10 protein-coding genes are annotated in these 16291 nt (G+C 69.6%); 5 read left to right on the top strand and 5 right to left on the bottom strand.

Going from position 1 to position 16291, the window contains the following annotated elements:
- Positions 1–79 precede the first annotated feature (79 nt).
- The 4 genes from ACVCAG_RS04810 to ACVCAG_RS04795 all read right to left on the bottom strand — a co-directional run bounded on the left by ACVCAG_RS04810 (position 80) and on the right by ACVCAG_RS04795 (position 9419).
- Entirely contained in the window at positions 80–3157 is a 3078-nt protein-coding gene (locus ACVCAG_RS04810; RefSeq protein WP_447189504.1) for a M14 family zinc carboxypeptidase, read from the bottom strand.
- A 496-nt stretch (positions 3158–3653) separates the two neighbouring features.
- Positions 3654–4847 (bottom strand): ThuA domain-containing protein, encoded by a 1194-nt coding sequence (locus ACVCAG_RS04805; RefSeq protein WP_447189503.1) that lies wholly within the window; start codon positions 4845–4847, stop codon positions 3654–3656.
- Positions 4840–7596, bottom strand: coding sequence for a PQQ-dependent sugar dehydrogenase (locus tag ACVCAG_RS04800; RefSeq protein ID WP_447189502.1), 2757 nt, complete (start codon positions 7594–7596; stop codon positions 4840–4842). The genes ACVCAG_RS04805 and ACVCAG_RS04800 overlap by 8 nt, the downstream gene beginning before the upstream one ends.
- 701 nt (positions 7597–8297) lie before the next feature.
- Positions 8298–9419, bottom strand: a complete 1122-nt coding sequence (locus tag ACVCAG_RS04795) for a helix-turn-helix domain-containing protein (RefSeq protein ID WP_440081689.1) — start codon at positions 9417–9419, stop codon at positions 8298–8300.
- A 166-nt stretch (positions 9420–9585) separates the two neighbouring features.
- On the opposite strand from ACVCAG_RS04795, the gene ACVCAG_RS04790 reads away from it, so the two are divergent.
- From ACVCAG_RS04790 to ACVCAG_RS04780, 3 genes are all read left to right on the top strand, one after another.
- Positions 9586–10710 (top strand): hypothetical protein, encoded by a 1125-nt coding sequence (locus ACVCAG_RS04790; RefSeq protein ID WP_447189501.1) that lies wholly within the window; start codon positions 9586–9588, stop codon positions 10708–10710.
- Between the two features lie 158 nt (positions 10711–10868).
- Positions 10869–11819 carry a hypothetical protein gene (locus ACVCAG_RS04785; RefSeq protein ID WP_440081691.1) on the top strand — a complete coding sequence of 317 codons (951 nt, stop codon included), beginning with the start codon at positions 10869–10871 and terminating at the stop codon, positions 11817–11819.
- A gap of 234 nt (positions 11820–12053) precedes the next feature.
- Complete coding sequence (locus ACVCAG_RS04780; RefSeq protein WP_447189500.1) at positions 12054–12590, top strand: DUF4240 domain-containing protein; 537 nt, start codon at positions 12054–12056, stop codon at positions 12588–12590.
- A gap of 97 nt (positions 12591–12687) precedes the next feature.
- On the opposite strand, the gene ACVCAG_RS04775 is transcribed toward ACVCAG_RS04780, so the two are convergent.
- Positions 12688–12825, bottom strand: a complete 138-nt coding sequence (locus ACVCAG_RS04775; RefSeq protein ID WP_447189499.1) for a hypothetical protein — start codon at positions 12823–12825, stop codon at positions 12688–12690.
- Between the two features lie 251 nt (positions 12826–13076).
- Here ACVCAG_RS04775 and ACVCAG_RS04770 point away from each other — a divergent pair, with 251 nt between their 5' ends.
- Together ACVCAG_RS04770 and ACVCAG_RS04765 are read left to right on the top strand one after the other, a co-directional pair.
- Entirely contained in the window at positions 13077–14495 is a 1419-nt protein-coding gene (locus tag ACVCAG_RS04770; RefSeq protein ID WP_440081695.1) for a TIR domain-containing protein, read from the top strand.
- Positions 14495–16288 (top strand): SPFH domain-containing protein, encoded by a 1794-nt coding sequence (locus tag ACVCAG_RS04765; RefSeq protein WP_440081696.1) that lies wholly within the window; start codon positions 14495–14497, stop codon positions 16286–16288. The genes ACVCAG_RS04770 and ACVCAG_RS04765 overlap by 1 nt, the downstream gene beginning before the upstream one ends.
- Positions 16289–16291: the final 3 nt, after the last annotated feature.

Here is a 16291-nt window from a genome sequence, read left to right as displayed (position 1 = left end):
CGCACGCGTGAAGGCCGGGCGCCACCTGCGTGGCGCCCGGCCTCACGATCGGGTCAGGGTTACCGGTGGGACGACCCGGCTACCCGATCAGGTGCTTCATGATCTTCTTGATGGTCGCGGCGCGCTCGGCGGGGCTGGCCACCTGCTCCAGGCCGAAGCCGAGGAACACGGAGTCCTTCGTCGAGACGGCCGCCGTCTTGTCGGCCTGGGCCCTGGTGAAGTCACCGGCGTTCGCCGGGCTGCCCGGGGGCGGTCCGGGGATCGCCCAGGCGCCGAGACCGGACTCGAAGCCCTCGGCGGCGAGCTGGCCGCCGGTGGTGGTGATCCTGGTGTCGTCCACGAACGCGCCGACGCCGCCGGTGCCGGGGTCGGTCACGTAGCTGATCGACACCTCGACCTGCTGGCCCGCGTACGCGGACAGGTCGAAGGCCACCTGCTGCCAGCCGCCGGAGCTGCCGGTGAAGGCGTTCCAGGAACCGCTCGTCCCGGTCGGCGTGCAGGGGTTGCCCGGGGTCAGGTAGCGCAGCAGCCACGGGTGCTCGTCCAGCAGGAAGCCGGCCTCGCACTCGGTCGGGACGTCGGTGGCGGTGCCGCCGTTGAGGTCGGGCAGGGTCGTCCAGTTGTCCTGGCCGACCGTGTGCGCCTCGACGATGACGTTGTCGTAGCCCTGCTCGGTGTTGTACGAGAGCTGGAACTGGAGCTTGGGCTGCTGCGCGGCGGGGACCGCCGCCAGGTCGATCGTGCGCGTCAGCCTCTTGTACGCGTCGTCGGTGTGCGGGCCCGCCACGTACCAGTCGCCCTCGACCGGGTCGAACGGACCGGTCGCCCCGATGTAGTCGGCCGCGGCCGAGCTCTTGAACTGCGGGAACTGCGCGGGTGGCAGCGTGTCGCTGGTCACCTGCAGGGTGCCGGCCTCGTCCAGCGGGTTGTCGGCGACCGCCGGGCCGCCGAAGGTGCCGCTCGTGCCGTTCAACCCGGGACCGGTGCCGGTGAAGCCGGTCGGCCCGACGCGCGGGTTGCGGCCGTAGACACCGAGGTAGTACTGGGCGAAGTCGTCGGCGAGGATGAGGCACTCCTCGAAGAAGCCGTCCTGACTGGTGATGACGCAGTCGGAGTCCGGCGCGCCGTCCAGGCCGTAGTAGATGCCGCCGAGGCTGGTGCCGAAGAAGCCGAAGTACGCGGCGGTCTCCCCGGTGTAGAGCAGCTTGCCTCCCTCGTTGAGGTAGTCGCGGACCGAGACGGTCAGGTCCTGCTGCTGCCGCTTGACGTCCATGTCGGGAAGCGGGCCGAACGGGGTCTCGGTCTCCACGTCCTGGGCGTCCATCGCGAGCCGGTCGTCACCGAGGTACCAGGCCACCGCCTTGAAGTGGCCGAGCACCCCGAGGTGGTGCGGCACGCCCTGGGCGTCGACGTCCCACGTCTCCGAGGAGTATCCGGCGGTCTGCAGCGCCTGCCGGTACTGCGCCGCGTACTTCGGCGCGGTCACCGACGCCGGGTAGTCCGGGTTGAAGCCGGTGTAGTCCTCGTTCGCCACGACGAGCACCTTGGCCTTGGACTTCTTCTCCAGCTTGTACGTGAAGTGCTCGCTCTCCACGGTCCCGGTGCCGGGTTTGTAGCCGGTGAACCAGACCTCGACCTTGTCGCCCGGTTTGGCGCCCTCCACCTTGGAGCGGTACTCGGCGAAGTACAGGTCGTTCTCGTCGCCGTACCGCTCGCCGCCGTTCCACTCGCTGAGGCCGCGCAGGCGCACGGGGCCGCCGTTGATCCGGAAGCGCAGCTGCTTGGTCAGCAGGGAGCGTCGCATGGTCACGGCCACCGGCTGCGGGTCGCCGTACGAGACGGTGAAGCTGTCGGGCCGGAAGTCGGGGACCGTGCAGTTCACCGGGGAGACCGGGTTGTCGGGGTTCTTCACGGACTTGGCGAGGTCGACCGCGAGCGGGACGTTCTTGGCGAACTCCGCCTGGATCAGGGCCTCACTGTCGGGGAAGGTGAAACCCGAGCCGCCCGCGCAGTCGGCGAGCGTCCACTCGTCGTCCGGGACGCTCTCGACCGCCACCTCACAGGTGGTCATCTCCGGCGTGATCGTCAGCGCGTCGTGCTTGTTGGTCATGTGACCGTCGGTCTCGCCGTTGGTCGTGTAGAGCTCGGCGCCGATGTCGGGGTCGTAACCGGGTACGGCGGGCGTCGCGTCGTCGCCGAGCAGCGCCTCGAAGATGAGGTCGTCGGGAGAGGGGGTGGCCTGCTGCCAGCCGATGCCGTACAGCAGCAGCTGCGCGGCCGAGTGGTAGTTGAGGATGTAGGTGAAGTCGACCCGCCCGGCGAGGTTGTCGACGGCCTTGGTCTCGGGCTCCGACTGCGCGCTCGGGCCCCGGTAGGTCTGGCTGGCCGGGTTGTCGGAGGAGCCCTCGTTGTCGTAGCCCCACTTGTAGGCGAAGTTACGGTTCAGGTCGACGCCGTCGGCGCTGGTGAGCTGGCCGTCGCCGTTGTTGTCGCGAAGGTTCTTGCGCCAGAGGCGGTTGTCTCCGGTGAAGCTGTGGTCGTAACCGTCAGGGTTGGCGACCGGGATGAACCAGAGCTCGACGGTGTCGACCAGCTTGGTGATCTCGGGGTTGGTGCCGTAGCCGTTCAGATAGTGGAGCAGGAGCCTGCGGGTCATCTCCGGGGTGATCCACTCACGGGCGTGCTGGGCGGACATGTAGAGCACGGCCTTGCGCGCCCCGTCCTTGAGCTGCCGCGCGTTCTTGGTCACCTTGATCGCGGTGAGCGGCTGCCCCTTGACGGTGGTGCCGAAGTCGACGACCTTGGCGATGTTCGGCTTGGCGTTCGCCGCGTCGACGATCTGCTCGCGGATGCCTCCGGCGCCGCTGTACGGCTTGAAGACGCCGTCCCCCTTGGCCGCCTGCCTGCTCGCCGCCGCGGACTGCTGGATCTTCAGGCCGAGGCCCGCCTTGCGGAGCTGCTCCGCCTGTGCCGCGCCGAGGATCGCCTCGACGTTGACCTTCTTGCCGTCCGCGGACTTGGTGATGCGAATTTCCTCGCGCTCGACACCCGACTTCAGCAGCGCGTCCAGCTGCTGCGCGGTGAGCTCGCCGACGTAGACGTGTACTCCGTCGTCGCCGGCGGGTGGATCGGGTATCGCCGCCGCGGGTGTGCTCACGACCAAGCCGAGGAGCAGGACCGCGATTGCGAGAATGGCTAATCTCGCACGTTTCATTGCAACCTCCGTACATCCCCCGAAAAACAGGAATGCCCGAAATCTGGGTGATAGCCGGACCTGAGTCAACGTCAATCCTCGCCAGCTTTTCGCTGTGACCTGATGTGGTCAGAGCGAGCCCGGGTCTTCCGAAATCACGAGAGACGTGCAAGGCCTGAAGACAGATCGCCCGCACGGTCTGTCGTCCGTACAGCAGGTCACCGACGTACCGGCCTGGTCGAGTGCCATAACGGGCTTGTCGTCCGGTCGCGGGTCGGCGATGTGCCGCGCCCCACGCCGCGCTCCCGTCCTCCCGGGGACGGCATGAGGAATCCCCGGGGCCGCGCCCCGGTGGCGACCGCCCGGAAACGACGAGAATCCCAGGCCGGTGGACCGGCCTGGGATTCTCGTCCAGGAAAGAGCGGGAGACCTCGGGGCCCGCCTTCGCGGCCCCGGCGACCTATCTGCCGTAGACCTCCAGCTCCCACAGGGAATAGCCGTACGGGGTCGCGCGCTGGGTGCCGTACACCCGCACGTAGCGGGCGCTCGTCGCGGTGAAGCTCACGTCGTCCACGCCGCCGTCACCGGCGGTCGTGGCGTGCGCCTGCGTCCAGGTCGTGCCGTTGGCCGAGGTCTCGATCCGGTACGCCCTGCCGTACGCGGCCTCCCACTGCAGCCTCACCCGGCTGACCTGCCTGGCCGTGCCCAGGTCCACCGAGATCCACTGCGGGTCCGAGAACGCCGACGACCAGCGGGTGCCGCCGTTGCCGTCCACCGCGTTGCTCCCGACGAACGCCCCGTTCTCCGTGGAGGAGGTCGTGACCGGACGCCCGGACGACAGCAGCACGACACCCGGGCTCGGCGTGGGGGTGGGCGTCGGGGTGGGCGTCGGGTTCGGGGTGGTCCCGCAGTCGCCCGAGACGACCCCGGCCGCGTAGCGGAGCCCGCCGTACAGGTGCGCCCGGAAGTTCGGCTCGGTGTAGGACGCGATGGTGTGGCCCAGGCCGGTGTACCAGGACCGGCCGCCCTGGTAGGCCTTGCACCAGGAGATCGGGTGGTCGGCCCCCATCGACCCGCCGGAGTAGGTCGACTCGTCCAGCGTGGCGAGCACGTGGGCGGTGGAGCGGGGGTTGGTGCGGTAGTTGTACAGCTCGTCGGTGCGCACCCAGTTCGCCGGGAGGTGGGCCGTCGAGGGGTGCGTGCGGTCCTCCACCCGTACGGTCACCTGCTGGATGGCGGGGTGGGAGGCGAAGTAGGCGCCCACGAGGTTGCCGTACCAGGGCCAGTCGTACTCGGTGTCGGCCGCGGCGTGGACGCCCACGTATCCGCCGCCGCCGGCGATGTAGGACTCGAACGCCGTCTGCTGCGTGGCGTTGAGCACGTCGCCGGTGGTCAGCAGGAAGACGACCGCCCGGTACTGGGCCAGGTTGGCCGTGGTGAAGGCGCCGGCGTCCTCGGTGGCGTCGACGGTGAAGCCGTTCTCGGTCGCCAGCCCGCGCAGCGCGGTGATGCCCGCGGGGATGGCGTCGTGCCGGAACCCGGCCGTCTTGGAGAAGACCAGAACCTTGTATGCCGGATCGGCTGCCAGGGCCGGAGCACCCAGACCGATCATGACGACGAACAACGCGGTGACAACCGCGATGACATTACGCACCGTAGACCTCCATTTCCCAGAGGGAGTAGCCGTACGCGGTCGCGCGCTGGGTGCCGTACACCCGCACGTATCGAGCACTGGTCGCGGTGAGGCTCACGTCGTCCACGCCGCCGTCACCGGCGGTCGTGGCGTGCGCCTGCGTCCAGGTCGTGCCATTGGTCGAGGTATCGATCCGGTACGCCGTGCCGTACGCGGCCTCCCACTGCAGCCTCACCCGGTTCACCTGCCTGGCCGTGCCCAGGTCCACCGAGATCCACTGCGGATCGGAGAACGCCGACGACCAGCGGGTGCCGAGGTTGCCGTCCACCGCGTTGGACCCCGCCGAGGCGGCGTTCTCCGTCGAGGACGCGGTGACCGGGCGCCCCGCCGACAGCAGCGTGCCGGTGGGCGGGCCCGTCCCGGTGGTCAGGGTGAAGTCGTCCACGTCGAACAGCGGGCCCGTCCCCCCGGCGAAGACCAGGAAGAGCCTGGTGGTTCCCGCCGGGGCGTTCGTCAGGGTGGCGGAGACGTCGACGAACGTCTCCCACCCGCCGGTCGGTGCCACGGTGGCGGTGCCCAGCAGGGTCCCGGTCGCCGACCCCGCCCTGGCCTGGATCGTCCCGCCGACCCCGCCGGAGGAGACCCGGGCGGTGAGCCTGGTGGCGCCGCTCAGGACGTAGGGGTCGAAGGAGATCCAGTCGCCGTTCTCGATGCTGCCCACGGTCTTCGCCCCGTGCGCGGTCGGCTTGTCGTACTGGACCACCCCCTGGGAGGTGGTGTAGTGCTCGGCCTGCCGGTTCCTCGGCTGGGTGACGTGCTGGGTGTGGGTGGTGAGCCCGCCCGCGTCGGTGTACTCGGCGTCCCAGACCCCGAACAGGTTGGCGGCCCCGTCGTGCTCGCCGTTGCCGGGCGTCTGGATCGTGCCCGAGCAGCCGTTGGCGGTGGCCATCGGGTGCCCGTGGGTGTCGTGACCGAGGATGTAGGTCATCTTCACCTTCGCGCAGTCGATCGTCGTGTCCTCCGCGTCGGTCACCGTGATCCGGTACGGCACGGCGTCGCTGAAGCCGAACACCTGCCCGTTGAGCGGGAGGTCGATCCTCACGACGGGCGCGGTGTTGCCGACGTTGATCTCGACGTTGGCCGTCGCGGTGTTGCCGGTGCCGTCCCGCACGGTCAGCGTGACGATCCGCCTGCCGTCGGTGGTGTAGGTGTGGGTGGGGTTGGCCGCGGTGGAGGTGCCGCCGTCGCCGAACGCCCAGGAGTAGGTGAGCGCGTCGCCGTCCGGGTCGGAACTGCCCGCCGAGGAGAACGCCACGGTCAGCGGCGCCTTCCCGGAGACCTTGTCGGAGGTCGCCCTGGCGATGGGCGCCCGCCCACCGGCGCCGATGTGCTCGATGCGGTACAGCGCCGAGTCCTGGTTGCCGTTGAACCAGCCGGTGCCGTAGTCGAGCACGTAGAGGGCGCCGTCGGGGCCGAACGCCATGTCCATCACCAGCTTGCCCGACCAGGGGAAGGGCTGGATGGTGCCCCGGGTGCCGTTCGCGTTGACCTCGATGTCCTTGATCCACTGACGCTGGAGCTCACCGGCGAGGAAGTGCCCGTCGAGCGACTGCGGGAACTTGACCGGCGAGTTCAGCGCGGCGGAGTAGCGGTAGACGACGCCGCCCATCGGCGACTCGGCGCCGCAGCCGAACTCCGGAACCAGGGTGCAGCCGTCGTAGGTGATCCAGGCGGGCTTGGCCGCGGGCAGCTTGACCAGGCCGGTGTTCTTGCGCGAGGTGTTCTCGGGACCGCCCGCGCAGTCGTACTTCGCGCCGATCGTCGAGGTGTCGTAGTCGTAGCGGGCGTAGGTCTCGGCCGGGGTGTTGTTGCCGGTGCAGTACGGCCAGCCGAAGAAGCCGGGCCCGGTGATCCGGTTGAACTCGACCTGGCCGCCGGGCCCGCGGGGACCGGCGGTGCCGGCGTCGGGGCCGTAGTCGCCGAGGTAGACGACGCCGGTCGCCTTGTCGACGCTCATCCGGAACGGGTTGCGGAAGCCCATCGCGTAGATCTCCGGGCGGGTGTTCGCGGTCCCCGGGGCGAACATGTTGCCGGCCGGGATCGAGTACGACCCGTCGGCGTTGACCTTGATCCGGAGCACCTTGCCGCGCAGGTCGTTGGTGTTGGCCGCGCCGCGCTGCGCGTCGAGCGCGGGGTTGCGGTTCGGCCTGTCGTCCAGGGGGGCGTAACCGTCGTTGAACCCGGGCTCGCTGTCGTCACCGGTGGTCAGGTAGAGGTTGCCCGCGGCGTCGAAGTCGATGTCGCCGCCGACGTGGCAGCAGGCGCCGCGGCTCGCCCTCACCTCCAGGACGCTCTTCTCGCTCGCGAGGTCGAGGGTGCCGTCGGTGTTCAGCCTGAAGCGCGAGAGCCGGTTGACGCCGTCGAAACGCGCGAACTCCGCCGGGGTGCCGTCGGGCGGGGAGCCGTTCGGCGGCGTCGACAGCGGCGGCGCGTAGTAGAGGTAGACGAACCGGTTCGTGGCGAAGCCGGGGTCGACGCCGATGCCCTGCATGCCCTCCTCGTCGTTGAAGTAGACGGAGAGCTTGCCCGACACCTTGGTGTTCCCGGCGGCGTCGGTGATCCGGACCGTGCCGTCACGGGCGGTGTGCAGGACGGAGCGGTCGGGCAGCACCGCCATCGTCATGGGCTCTCCCACCTCGGCGACCCCCTTGGCCAGCGTGACCTGCTGGAACTTGGTGGGGTCGACGGGCGGGGCGGCCGCGCTCGCCACGGCCGAAGCCGAGGTGGCCGCCGGGGCCGCGGCGGTGGCCGGGAGCGGGTGCAGGAGGGCTGTGAGGGTGAGGAGAGCGGTCAGGGGTGGTAACCATCGGCGGAGCGAGGCCATGGGCGAGACTCCAGGTCTCTGTGGGGGGTGAAACCGGTGGTCAGGGTCTCGGGACGGTGGTTCGGAATCCCTGGCGGGGACACCGAGAAAAAAGCTGAGGGAGCGCTCTCCCAACCCGAGATTGCTCTTGCTCGACAATCGTTGTCAAGGGGCTGTTTAACCTGAAGGAAACAGCTCGCACACCGCGGACGAACACCGGCACATTTCAGGGAACGTTCCCTGATGGCATGTTGTACCGTGCCAGGCGCCGCTGACCTGGTCGAATCGGAATCTCTTCGAGGAAACGTTTTCCCGGTTTCGCGCCGTCCGCCGGCGGACCGGGCGGGACCTGCCGTTGACAGGAAACGTGAACGCAATCATCCTTTGCCAGGGAGCGCTCTCTTCATGATCGTGAAATCGCCGGTGGCCGACACGCCTGTTCGCTCCGCTCCGGACCACGGGCTCGCAGCAGGACCCCGGAGCAGAACCCGGACCGTGACTTCGGATCACGACTTCGGATCACGACTTCGGATCACGACTTCGGATCACGACGAGGAAGGGCCCGGCGAAGCGGCGCGCTCCGGGCCGGGGACGACGCGCCGACCGGGTCAGTCCGGCGCGGAGGCCTCAAGGGCGGGAACGTCGTTCCCGAGGTTGACCGGCCGGTGGGCCCGGAACTGGTCGCCCGGCTTCAGCCCGTGTTCGACGACGCGGTGGTCGGTGCCGTAGCCGGAGCGCTGCTGGTAGGCCCAGTAGGAGGTGCGTTCGGCGTCGGCCCACCGGTCGAAGATGACGACCGCGCGGGCGGTGTTGCCGCCCACCGGGTCGATGACGAGATCCCCCTGGAGCAGCTCGGTCATCTTGATACGCCGGCTGAAGTTCGATGAGGCCAGGCTGATCGTGTTGGGGCCCGGCTTCGGGAGCCCGAGCGTCATGGAAACGTAGCCGGAGCCGTCGGTCCGGTAGCCGCCGTACGTCTTGAACTGGCTGTAGGGCACGCGCCGCGCGGTGGCCGGATGCCAGCTCCTGGCACGGCCGATCATCCCGGCCCGGTCGACGGCCGGTTTCGCCGCTCCGGTGACACCGCCCGCGACACCGCCGGAGACCGGCCTCGCCGGCCCTGCGCCATCGCCCGCCCGGCTTTCGAGAGCCGATCCGCCGAGCACCACACCGGCGGCCACGCCGACGGACAGGCCCAGCGCGGTCCCGATCAGGAATCGCCGCCGCGGGCGGCTCGCCCACCGGCGCGGCGCGGGCGTGCCGGGCTCTCCCTCCTCCCCGTCCTCGGCCCCCTCCCCTGGCGGGGGTTCCGCGTCCCCTCCTCCGGAGAGCTCGGCGTTCCGCTCTCCTTCGGAGACCTCGATGTTTCCCTCGTCTTCTGAGACCTTCGCGGTCGCCTCCCGGATCCGCTCGCCCGCCTCCGGGACGCCCGCCATCCGCCGTGCCTGTTCGGCCGCCTCCCACAGTTCACGGAACCGGCTCTCGTCCTCCCGGCACAGCCGGGCGAGCCCTTCCACGGCGTCGAGGGGAATCCACGTGTCCCCGGCGAGCCACCGCCCCCAGGACGATCGGCTCGCGTGGGTGGCCTGCTCCAGCGCCCGCAGATCGAGCCCCGCCCGTTCCTTGAGAGCCCTCAGCTCCCGCAGGAGAACGCGGGTCGGCTCGGGCAGATCGTCGGGCAGCGGGCGCTGTCGCCGGCTCCGGCTCGTGTTCTCGATCCCATTCACCACGGTGATTCGTCCCAACCTTGTCCCAGCGGCCTGAGTCATCGCAGGTCATATCGTCACACTGGGAACTATTGTCCCAACTTCCCCAATTTCACGATGTGTTTCAGGAATTTCCTGCCAGCGTGTGTCCCGCCAACCGAACGATCAATGGCAGGGACAAGGAGAGCACATGCCCTCGAACCGAAGCTCCTGGATCACGGCGGGAAACCTGGCGCTCATCACGGTGCTCGCCTGCGGAGGCGGCCTGGCTCCGGCGGCGTCCGCGCAGGCGGCGAGCACTCTCACCGACCCGCTGGCGAAGGCGACCACGACGCCGGCACCCACCCCCACCCCTACTCCCACTCCCACGACGACGCCGCCGCCGGCCGCGCCGGAGGACGAGACCGAGACGTCCGCGGAGCCGGATGAGGAGGAGGCGCAGACGCTGGCCGCCGCGGCCCCGGTCACCCGCTCGCAGATGATCGCCCGGGCCAAGGCCTGGAAGCCCGGCACCGCGCAGCGCGTCCCCTACAGCCAGACCAAGAAGCACGGCGGCTACCGGACCGACTGCTCCGGCTACGCCTCCATGGCACTCGGCCTCGGCAAGCCCGGACAGATCACCGTCGGGCTGGCCAAGAGCGCCTACACCCGTCCCATCAAGATGTCCCAGCTGCTCAGGGGCGATCTGGTCATCGACGCCATCGGCAGCAACACCACCCGGCACGTCGTCATCTTCGACCGGTGGGCCAACTCCGGACGCACCTCGTACTGGGCCTACGAGCAGCGCGGCGGTTACGGGACGGACTACCGGACGCGCAACTACGGGCTGGCGGCGAAGAGCGAGTACAAGGCGTACCGGGCGCTGAACATCCGCGAGGACGCGCCACCGGCGCCCACCACGGTCACCCGCGCCCAGGTGATCGCCCGGGCCAAGACCTGGAAGCCCGCCACCGCGCAACGCGTCCCCTACAGCCAGACCAAGAAGCACGGCGGCTACCGGACCGACGGCTCCGGCTACGTCTCCATGACCCTCGGCCTGGCCAAACCCGGACCGATCACCACCGCCCTGGCCACCAGCGCCCACACCCGCCCCATCAAGATGACCGACCTGCTCCAGGGCGACCTCGTCATCGACCCCATCGGCGGCAACACCGCACGACAGGTCGTCATCTTCGACCGGTGGGCCGACGCCGGACGCACCTCCTACTGGGCCTACCAGCAGCGCTCCGGCTACGGCACCGACCACCGCGTCGTCAAACACGGCCTCACCACCGGCACCCAGTTCCGCGCCTACCGCCCGGTGAGGATTCGCTAGTGCACCGGTCACGGCCCTGTGCCGGACCGGCCGGTCCGGCCCATCCGGGCACATCGGCAGGCCCGGGTGGACCGGCAGGTCTGAACGAATCAGCAGGTCTGGACGGATCGGCACGTCTGGACGGATCCGCAGGGATCGCGGGAGCGCTCCTCCTCGCGATGGCCATGGGAGTGAGCGTCCTCGGCGCACCCGCGGCAGCGGCCGCCCCCCTGCCGACCGCGCCCTGCGACAGCGGCGGGGTGACGGCGGGCGACACGGAACTGGCCGCCACGCTCAACGGCCGGCTCGCGATGAAGATGCGCGGTCACCTGGACGGCTACCGCGTCTCCTGCGCCCGGGCGGTGGTCGCGGCGGTCCGCGCCCGCGGGCTCCCCCGGGAGGCGGCGGTGATCGCGATCACCACGGCCATCGTCGAGACGGGCGTGCGGAACATCAACCGGGAGGTGGACCACGACAGCCTGGGCGTGTTCCAGCAGCGGGCCACCTGGGGCAGCGCCGCCCAGCGGCTGGACGTGCCCTGGGCGACCGGCGCGTTCCTCGACAAGATGCTCCGCAAGTATCCCGACGGGTCCTGGCGGACGGCGGTGGTGGGTGACGTCTGCCAGCGCGTGCAGGTGTCGAAGTATCCGGAGCGGTACCAGCCCCAGGCGGCGGACGGACAGCTGATCGTCTCGTCGCTGTGGTCCGAACCCGGCGTGCCCCGCGCCCAGGTGATCGCCCGGGCCAAGACCTGGAAGCCCGCCACCGCGCAACGCGTCCCCTACAGCCAGACCAAGAAGCACGGCGGCTACCGGACCGACGGCTCCGGCTACGTCTCCATGACCCTCGGCCTGGCCAAACCCGGACCGATCACCACCGCCCTGGCCACCAGCGCCCACACCCGCCCCATCAAGATGACCGACCTGCTCCAGGGCGACCTCGTCATCGACCCCATCGGCGGCAACACCGCACGACAGGTCGTCATCTTCGACCGGTGGGCCGACGCCGGACGCACCTCCTACTGGGCCTACCAGCAGCGCTCCGGCTACGGCACCGACCACCGCGTCGTCAAACACGGCCTCACCACCGGCACCCAGTTCCGCGCCTACCGCCCGGTGAGGATCCAATGATCCGGACCATCCGCTGATCTGGAACAGGAGCCCGGTCGCGCCCGTGACCGGGCTCCTCGACGGCTCACGGCATGACCGCGGTACAGGTGGCCGGCCGATCCGACCATCGCCACGCGTCCGTGAGAGCGATACCGGCTCAGGCTCGCCATCGCCCAGGCTGAGCCGATTGTCGGTGTCGTCTGGTTGTGTGAGCGGCACAGATCACCGGGTCGGTCATGAGAGGTGGCGACGGACGTGAACGGTCAGCGGCTCCCCGTGGGGGACGAGAAACGTTTCTGGGACCTGGTGGAGGCGGCCTGGGCGCCGTTGGGGGTGGAGGTCGATCAGGCACGACGTGCGCTGGCGCATAGGACGCCCGTACCCGGCGAGGACCTCCACGGCAAGCCACCGCTCGCCGTGGTCGAAGCCGCTCTGGAGAGGTTTCTGGGTAACCTCGCCGCCGTCAGCGAGGGGTTGCCTGCGGACGAGTTGGCAGATCTTGATCGGGTGGTCGAGAGGAGGCTCCACGACATCGACCGCGCGGACATCCACGCGGTCACCGACGGTTCCGATGACGGTTTCCTCTACGCACGCGGCTTCATCGTCGCGCTGGGCCACGACTTCTACACCGCGGTGGCAGAAGACCCGAAGAAGGCGGTGCTGGACGCCGAGTGCGAGGAGATGTGTTACTTCTTCGCCCACCTGCACCGCGAGCGCCACGGAGCCTTTCCGAAGACCGGGTCGGGCATCTCCCGCGAGTCGTTCTCGAACCCGGCCGGCTGGTCCGGCTGATCCGGTACGCGCCCTTTTGGGCTCATTCGACCAGATCTACCTCCGGGTCTTCCGAAGGCCGGCGACCCTTCCCCGGCATCGAACATGCGAGGGGATCTCACTCGGCGAATTTCACGAGAATCACCAATAGCGTGGCGTCAGCCCGTTTCCGACCGAACAATTCATCGGCCGGGGTGATGATTCCGGCCTGCTCCGGCACGCGGGACGCCCCGGACGCGGGCGGTGCCCAGATCATGCTCCTCGCCTGGCAGAGGGCAAGGAGTCCAGAGGCCCAGAGGATCATCCTTCCCGGGCCGAAATAAGCCGCTTATATGGTCAAATGCGACGAAAGCGAAAATTTTCACGATAACCGGAAAGGTGGCAAAGCCCCACTACCTGGATCGATGGCTTACCTCCTGGAAAACAGTATCCGACCGCTACCTTTCACCAGTAATCTTCGTAAGGCGGTCCGTGGTCGCAGATTTCCTCGCAGAGGAGGGTCGTCAATTGATCGACGTTTTCATCTCCTACGCCCGCGAGGACGCCGAATGGGCCGGAAAGCTGGCCGAACGGCTCGCCCGCCACGGGGTGAAGATCTTCTTCGACGAGTGGAGCCTCCTTCCCGGAGACGTGGTCGTGCACAAGGTCGACGCGGCCATTCGCGAGTCGCGCAACGGGATCGCGATCGTCAGTCCCGCGTCCGCCGCCTCGCCCAGGGCGCTCGAGGAGTACGCGGCGCTGGCGCGGGCGTCGGCCACGCGCGGCCTGCGCTTCATCCCGGTCCTGATCGGCGAGCTGCCCCTCGCGCCGTCCACCGAGAACCGGGTCTGGCGGGACTTCCGCGACGTGAGCGGGCGCCGCTACGAGGAAAAGGTCGCCGAGCTCGCCGCCGCCGTCCTGGGACTGGAACCGGAGGTCGGCGGCCCCGTGCCGTGGGAGAACCTGTGGGCGGGGCTCCCGTCGCGTCCACGGCCCGTCACCGAACCCGACCGGCACCGGATCGTGATCTGCTACGTGGCGGCCGACGCGGAGTACGGGCGGCGGCTCGCGGCCCAGCTCCATGCGGCGGGGCTCCCGGTCTGGTCACTGAGCGATCTCCGGCCGGGCGACGAGGAGTTCTGGGTGATCCGGCGGCAGCTGCGGCACGCCATCGCGGTGATCGTGCTGATGTCCCCGCAGTCCCAGGAGTCCGACGACATCACCCGCATGATCCTGGAGGCCCGGGCGTACGGGCGGACGTTCTTTCCGATCCTTCTGCTGGGCGGCCGCAACTACCACCTGGCCGCCACGTGGTACGTCGACGCCCGCGACGGCCGGCTCCTCGGCGGGGAAGAGCTGGCCATGCTGGCCAGGCTGCACGAGGCCGACGCGGCGGGCAGCCCCCTGAACCCGGTGGAGGTGTTTCCCACCCCGCCGGCCCGGCCCACCGCGCGGGCCGTACGGGTCCCCGGCGCGGTCTCGCTCCACCGACTCGACGCCTACCTCGCCGAGGGTGAGCTCGGGTACGCGGACCTGCTCACCACCGACCTCCTGCTGGAGGCGGCGGGCCGCTCGGCCGAGGGCTGGATGCGTGAGAAGGACGGCGGCGGGCTGTCGTCGGAACTGCTGGCGGGGGTCGACGCGGTGTGGGCGGAACGCTGCCACGGGCGGCAGGGGTTCGCGGTGCAGTCGAGCCTGGCGCGGGTGCGCCGCGGGACCTACTCGGAGTTCCTGGAGCTGGCGACCGAGTGCGGCTGGTGCGACCCCGAGGACGGCGCCGCACCGGGCGACTACCGCGGCTTCGCGGAGCGGGGCGGCGGGCGGATCGGCTTCTTCCCGACCCTGCGCAACCCGCAGAACGAACGATACGTGGACTGGTACGACCAGTGGGCCGAGACCGTGCTGGCGGTCCACCTGAGGTCTCGCGCCTGGGAGGGCACACGGTGATGGCGATACTCCTCGTTCTCCTGGTGTTATCGGTGATCGGCGCTTACATCTGGTGGGCGGGCCGCGTGGTGGTGGAACCCGACCACGTCGGCCTCGTGCGCCGCAGGATCGGGCGCCGGGACCGGAAACACCCCAAGATCACGCCGTACGACATGCGCGGCCCGCAGGCCCGCACGCTGCCTCCCGACTCACCGAGCTGGCTGCTGCCGTGGGTCTACACGGTGGAGTCCGTGCCCTGGACGCACGTCCCCGCGGGGATGATCGGCCTGGTCGAGGCGCATGCGGGCGCGAAACGACCGCGGGAGCGGCGGCTGGGCCGCCGGGTCGACTGCGACGACTTCCAGGACGGTCAGGCGTTCCTGTGCGGCGACGGCGAGCAGGGCCCTCAGGTGGACGTGCTGACCGGGGGTCAGTCCTACTACATCAACACCGACCTGTTCACGGTCACCCTGGCGCCGTGCACCTACGTACCGCCGGGCACGGTGGGGTTGGTGATCGCGAACGCGGGCCGGGTCCGCCCGCCGGACCAGTCGTTCGGGCGGCACGTCGACTGCGACAACTTCCAGGACGGCCAGGCGTTCCTGGACGGGCACGGAGAGCAGGGCAGGCAGCTCGCCATCCTGCCCGGCGGCACCTACTACGACATCAATCCCGCGCTGTTCCAGGTGATCACCGTGGACAACCACGAGAGTTCCCGGGACGGCCTGACCCCCGCGCACCTCCACGAGATCGCCATCCCCGTCGGCTACACGGGCGTGGTCGTGACCCTCGAAGGCGCCGCACCCGCCCGGCGGGGAGAGGACACGGTGGGGCCGCGCGTGATGGGCCACCACGGCTTCCGGCGTCCGTGGGTGTTCCTCGAGCGGGGAGGAACCTTCGGCGTACAGGAGGAGACCCTCGGCGAGGGCATGCGCTGCGCGCTCAACCCGTGGTTCGTGCGGGTGGTGCTGATCCCGACGAGGGAGCTGATCCTGGAATGGAAGGTCAAGGGCGACTCCGAGGCCAGAAACTACGACGCCGAGCTGGAACAGATCACGGTCACCATCCAGGGGCACAGGGTACGGGTGAAACTGAGCCAGACGTTGAAGATCCCGGAGGAGGCGGCGCCTCGGCTGGTCAGCGCTTCCGGCGGCACCGACCACTCCGGGCTGGGCGGCCTGGTGCACGACCCGCTCCCGGTGCAGCGTTTCGTCGAGAAGGTGCTGGGCTCCGCCGTCGTCTCCTACTTCAGCGGGATGGCGGCGGCGAGCAATGTCGGGGAGTTCATGCAGAAATGGGCCAAGGCCCGCGTTGAGCTCGCCTCTCAGGTCCGCAAGGCCCTGGAGGCCAGGGGTGTCATCGCGATAGCCACCAACCTGGAATCGTTCGAGGCCGACGACCCGGTGCTCAACGAGGAACTCCAGCGGCAGGCCGCCCTGGACCTGCGTGTGGAGAGGCTCGACGCGGAACGCATGATCGTGCAGGCCGAGGACGAGATGGACGGGGTCCGGATCAACGCCGACCGCAGGCGCGTGGTGCTCGAGCTCGAAGCCGAGATCGCCATCCTCGGCCGGGAGAACGTCGCCATGATCCGCATGATCCGCGAGATCGCCAAGATGCCGGTCCCCGACTACATCGGCGGAGACGTCGGCAGCTACGTGGAGGCCCTGCCGATCCACACGGTGCAGAATCTCATCGGCCGCCTGCGGACACTGCGCAGCGATTACGAGGTGACCGCGGAGCCGCCCCAGGAACTGGTCTCCGAGGACGGCGCGGAGGCCCGGAGGGTGAGATCCGACCACCACATCGACTGACCG

The organism is Streptosporangium sp. G12, from assembly GCF_052983175.1.
This window is presented reverse-complemented; position numbering and strand designations above follow the sequence as displayed.

What these genes read in the sequence shown, in the direction of transcription:
- ACVCAG_RS04790 (WP_447189501.1), top strand. Translation starts at nt 9,586, where the DNA reads ATGCCCTCGAACCGAAGCTCCTGGATCACGGCGGGAAACCTGGCGCTC.
- ACVCAG_RS04785 (WP_440081691.1), top strand. Translation starts at nt 10,869, where the DNA reads ATGGCCATGGGAGTGAGCGTCCTCGGCGCACCCGCGGCAGCGGCCGCC.
- ACVCAG_RS04775 (WP_447189499.1), bottom strand. Translation starts at nt 12,825, where the DNA reads ATGATCTGGGCACCGCCCGCGTCCGGGGCGTCCCGCGTGCCGGAGCAG.
- ACVCAG_RS04765 (WP_440081696.1), top strand. Translation starts at nt 14,495, where the DNA reads ATGGCGATACTCCTCGTTCTCCTGGTGTTATCGGTGATCGGCGCTTAC.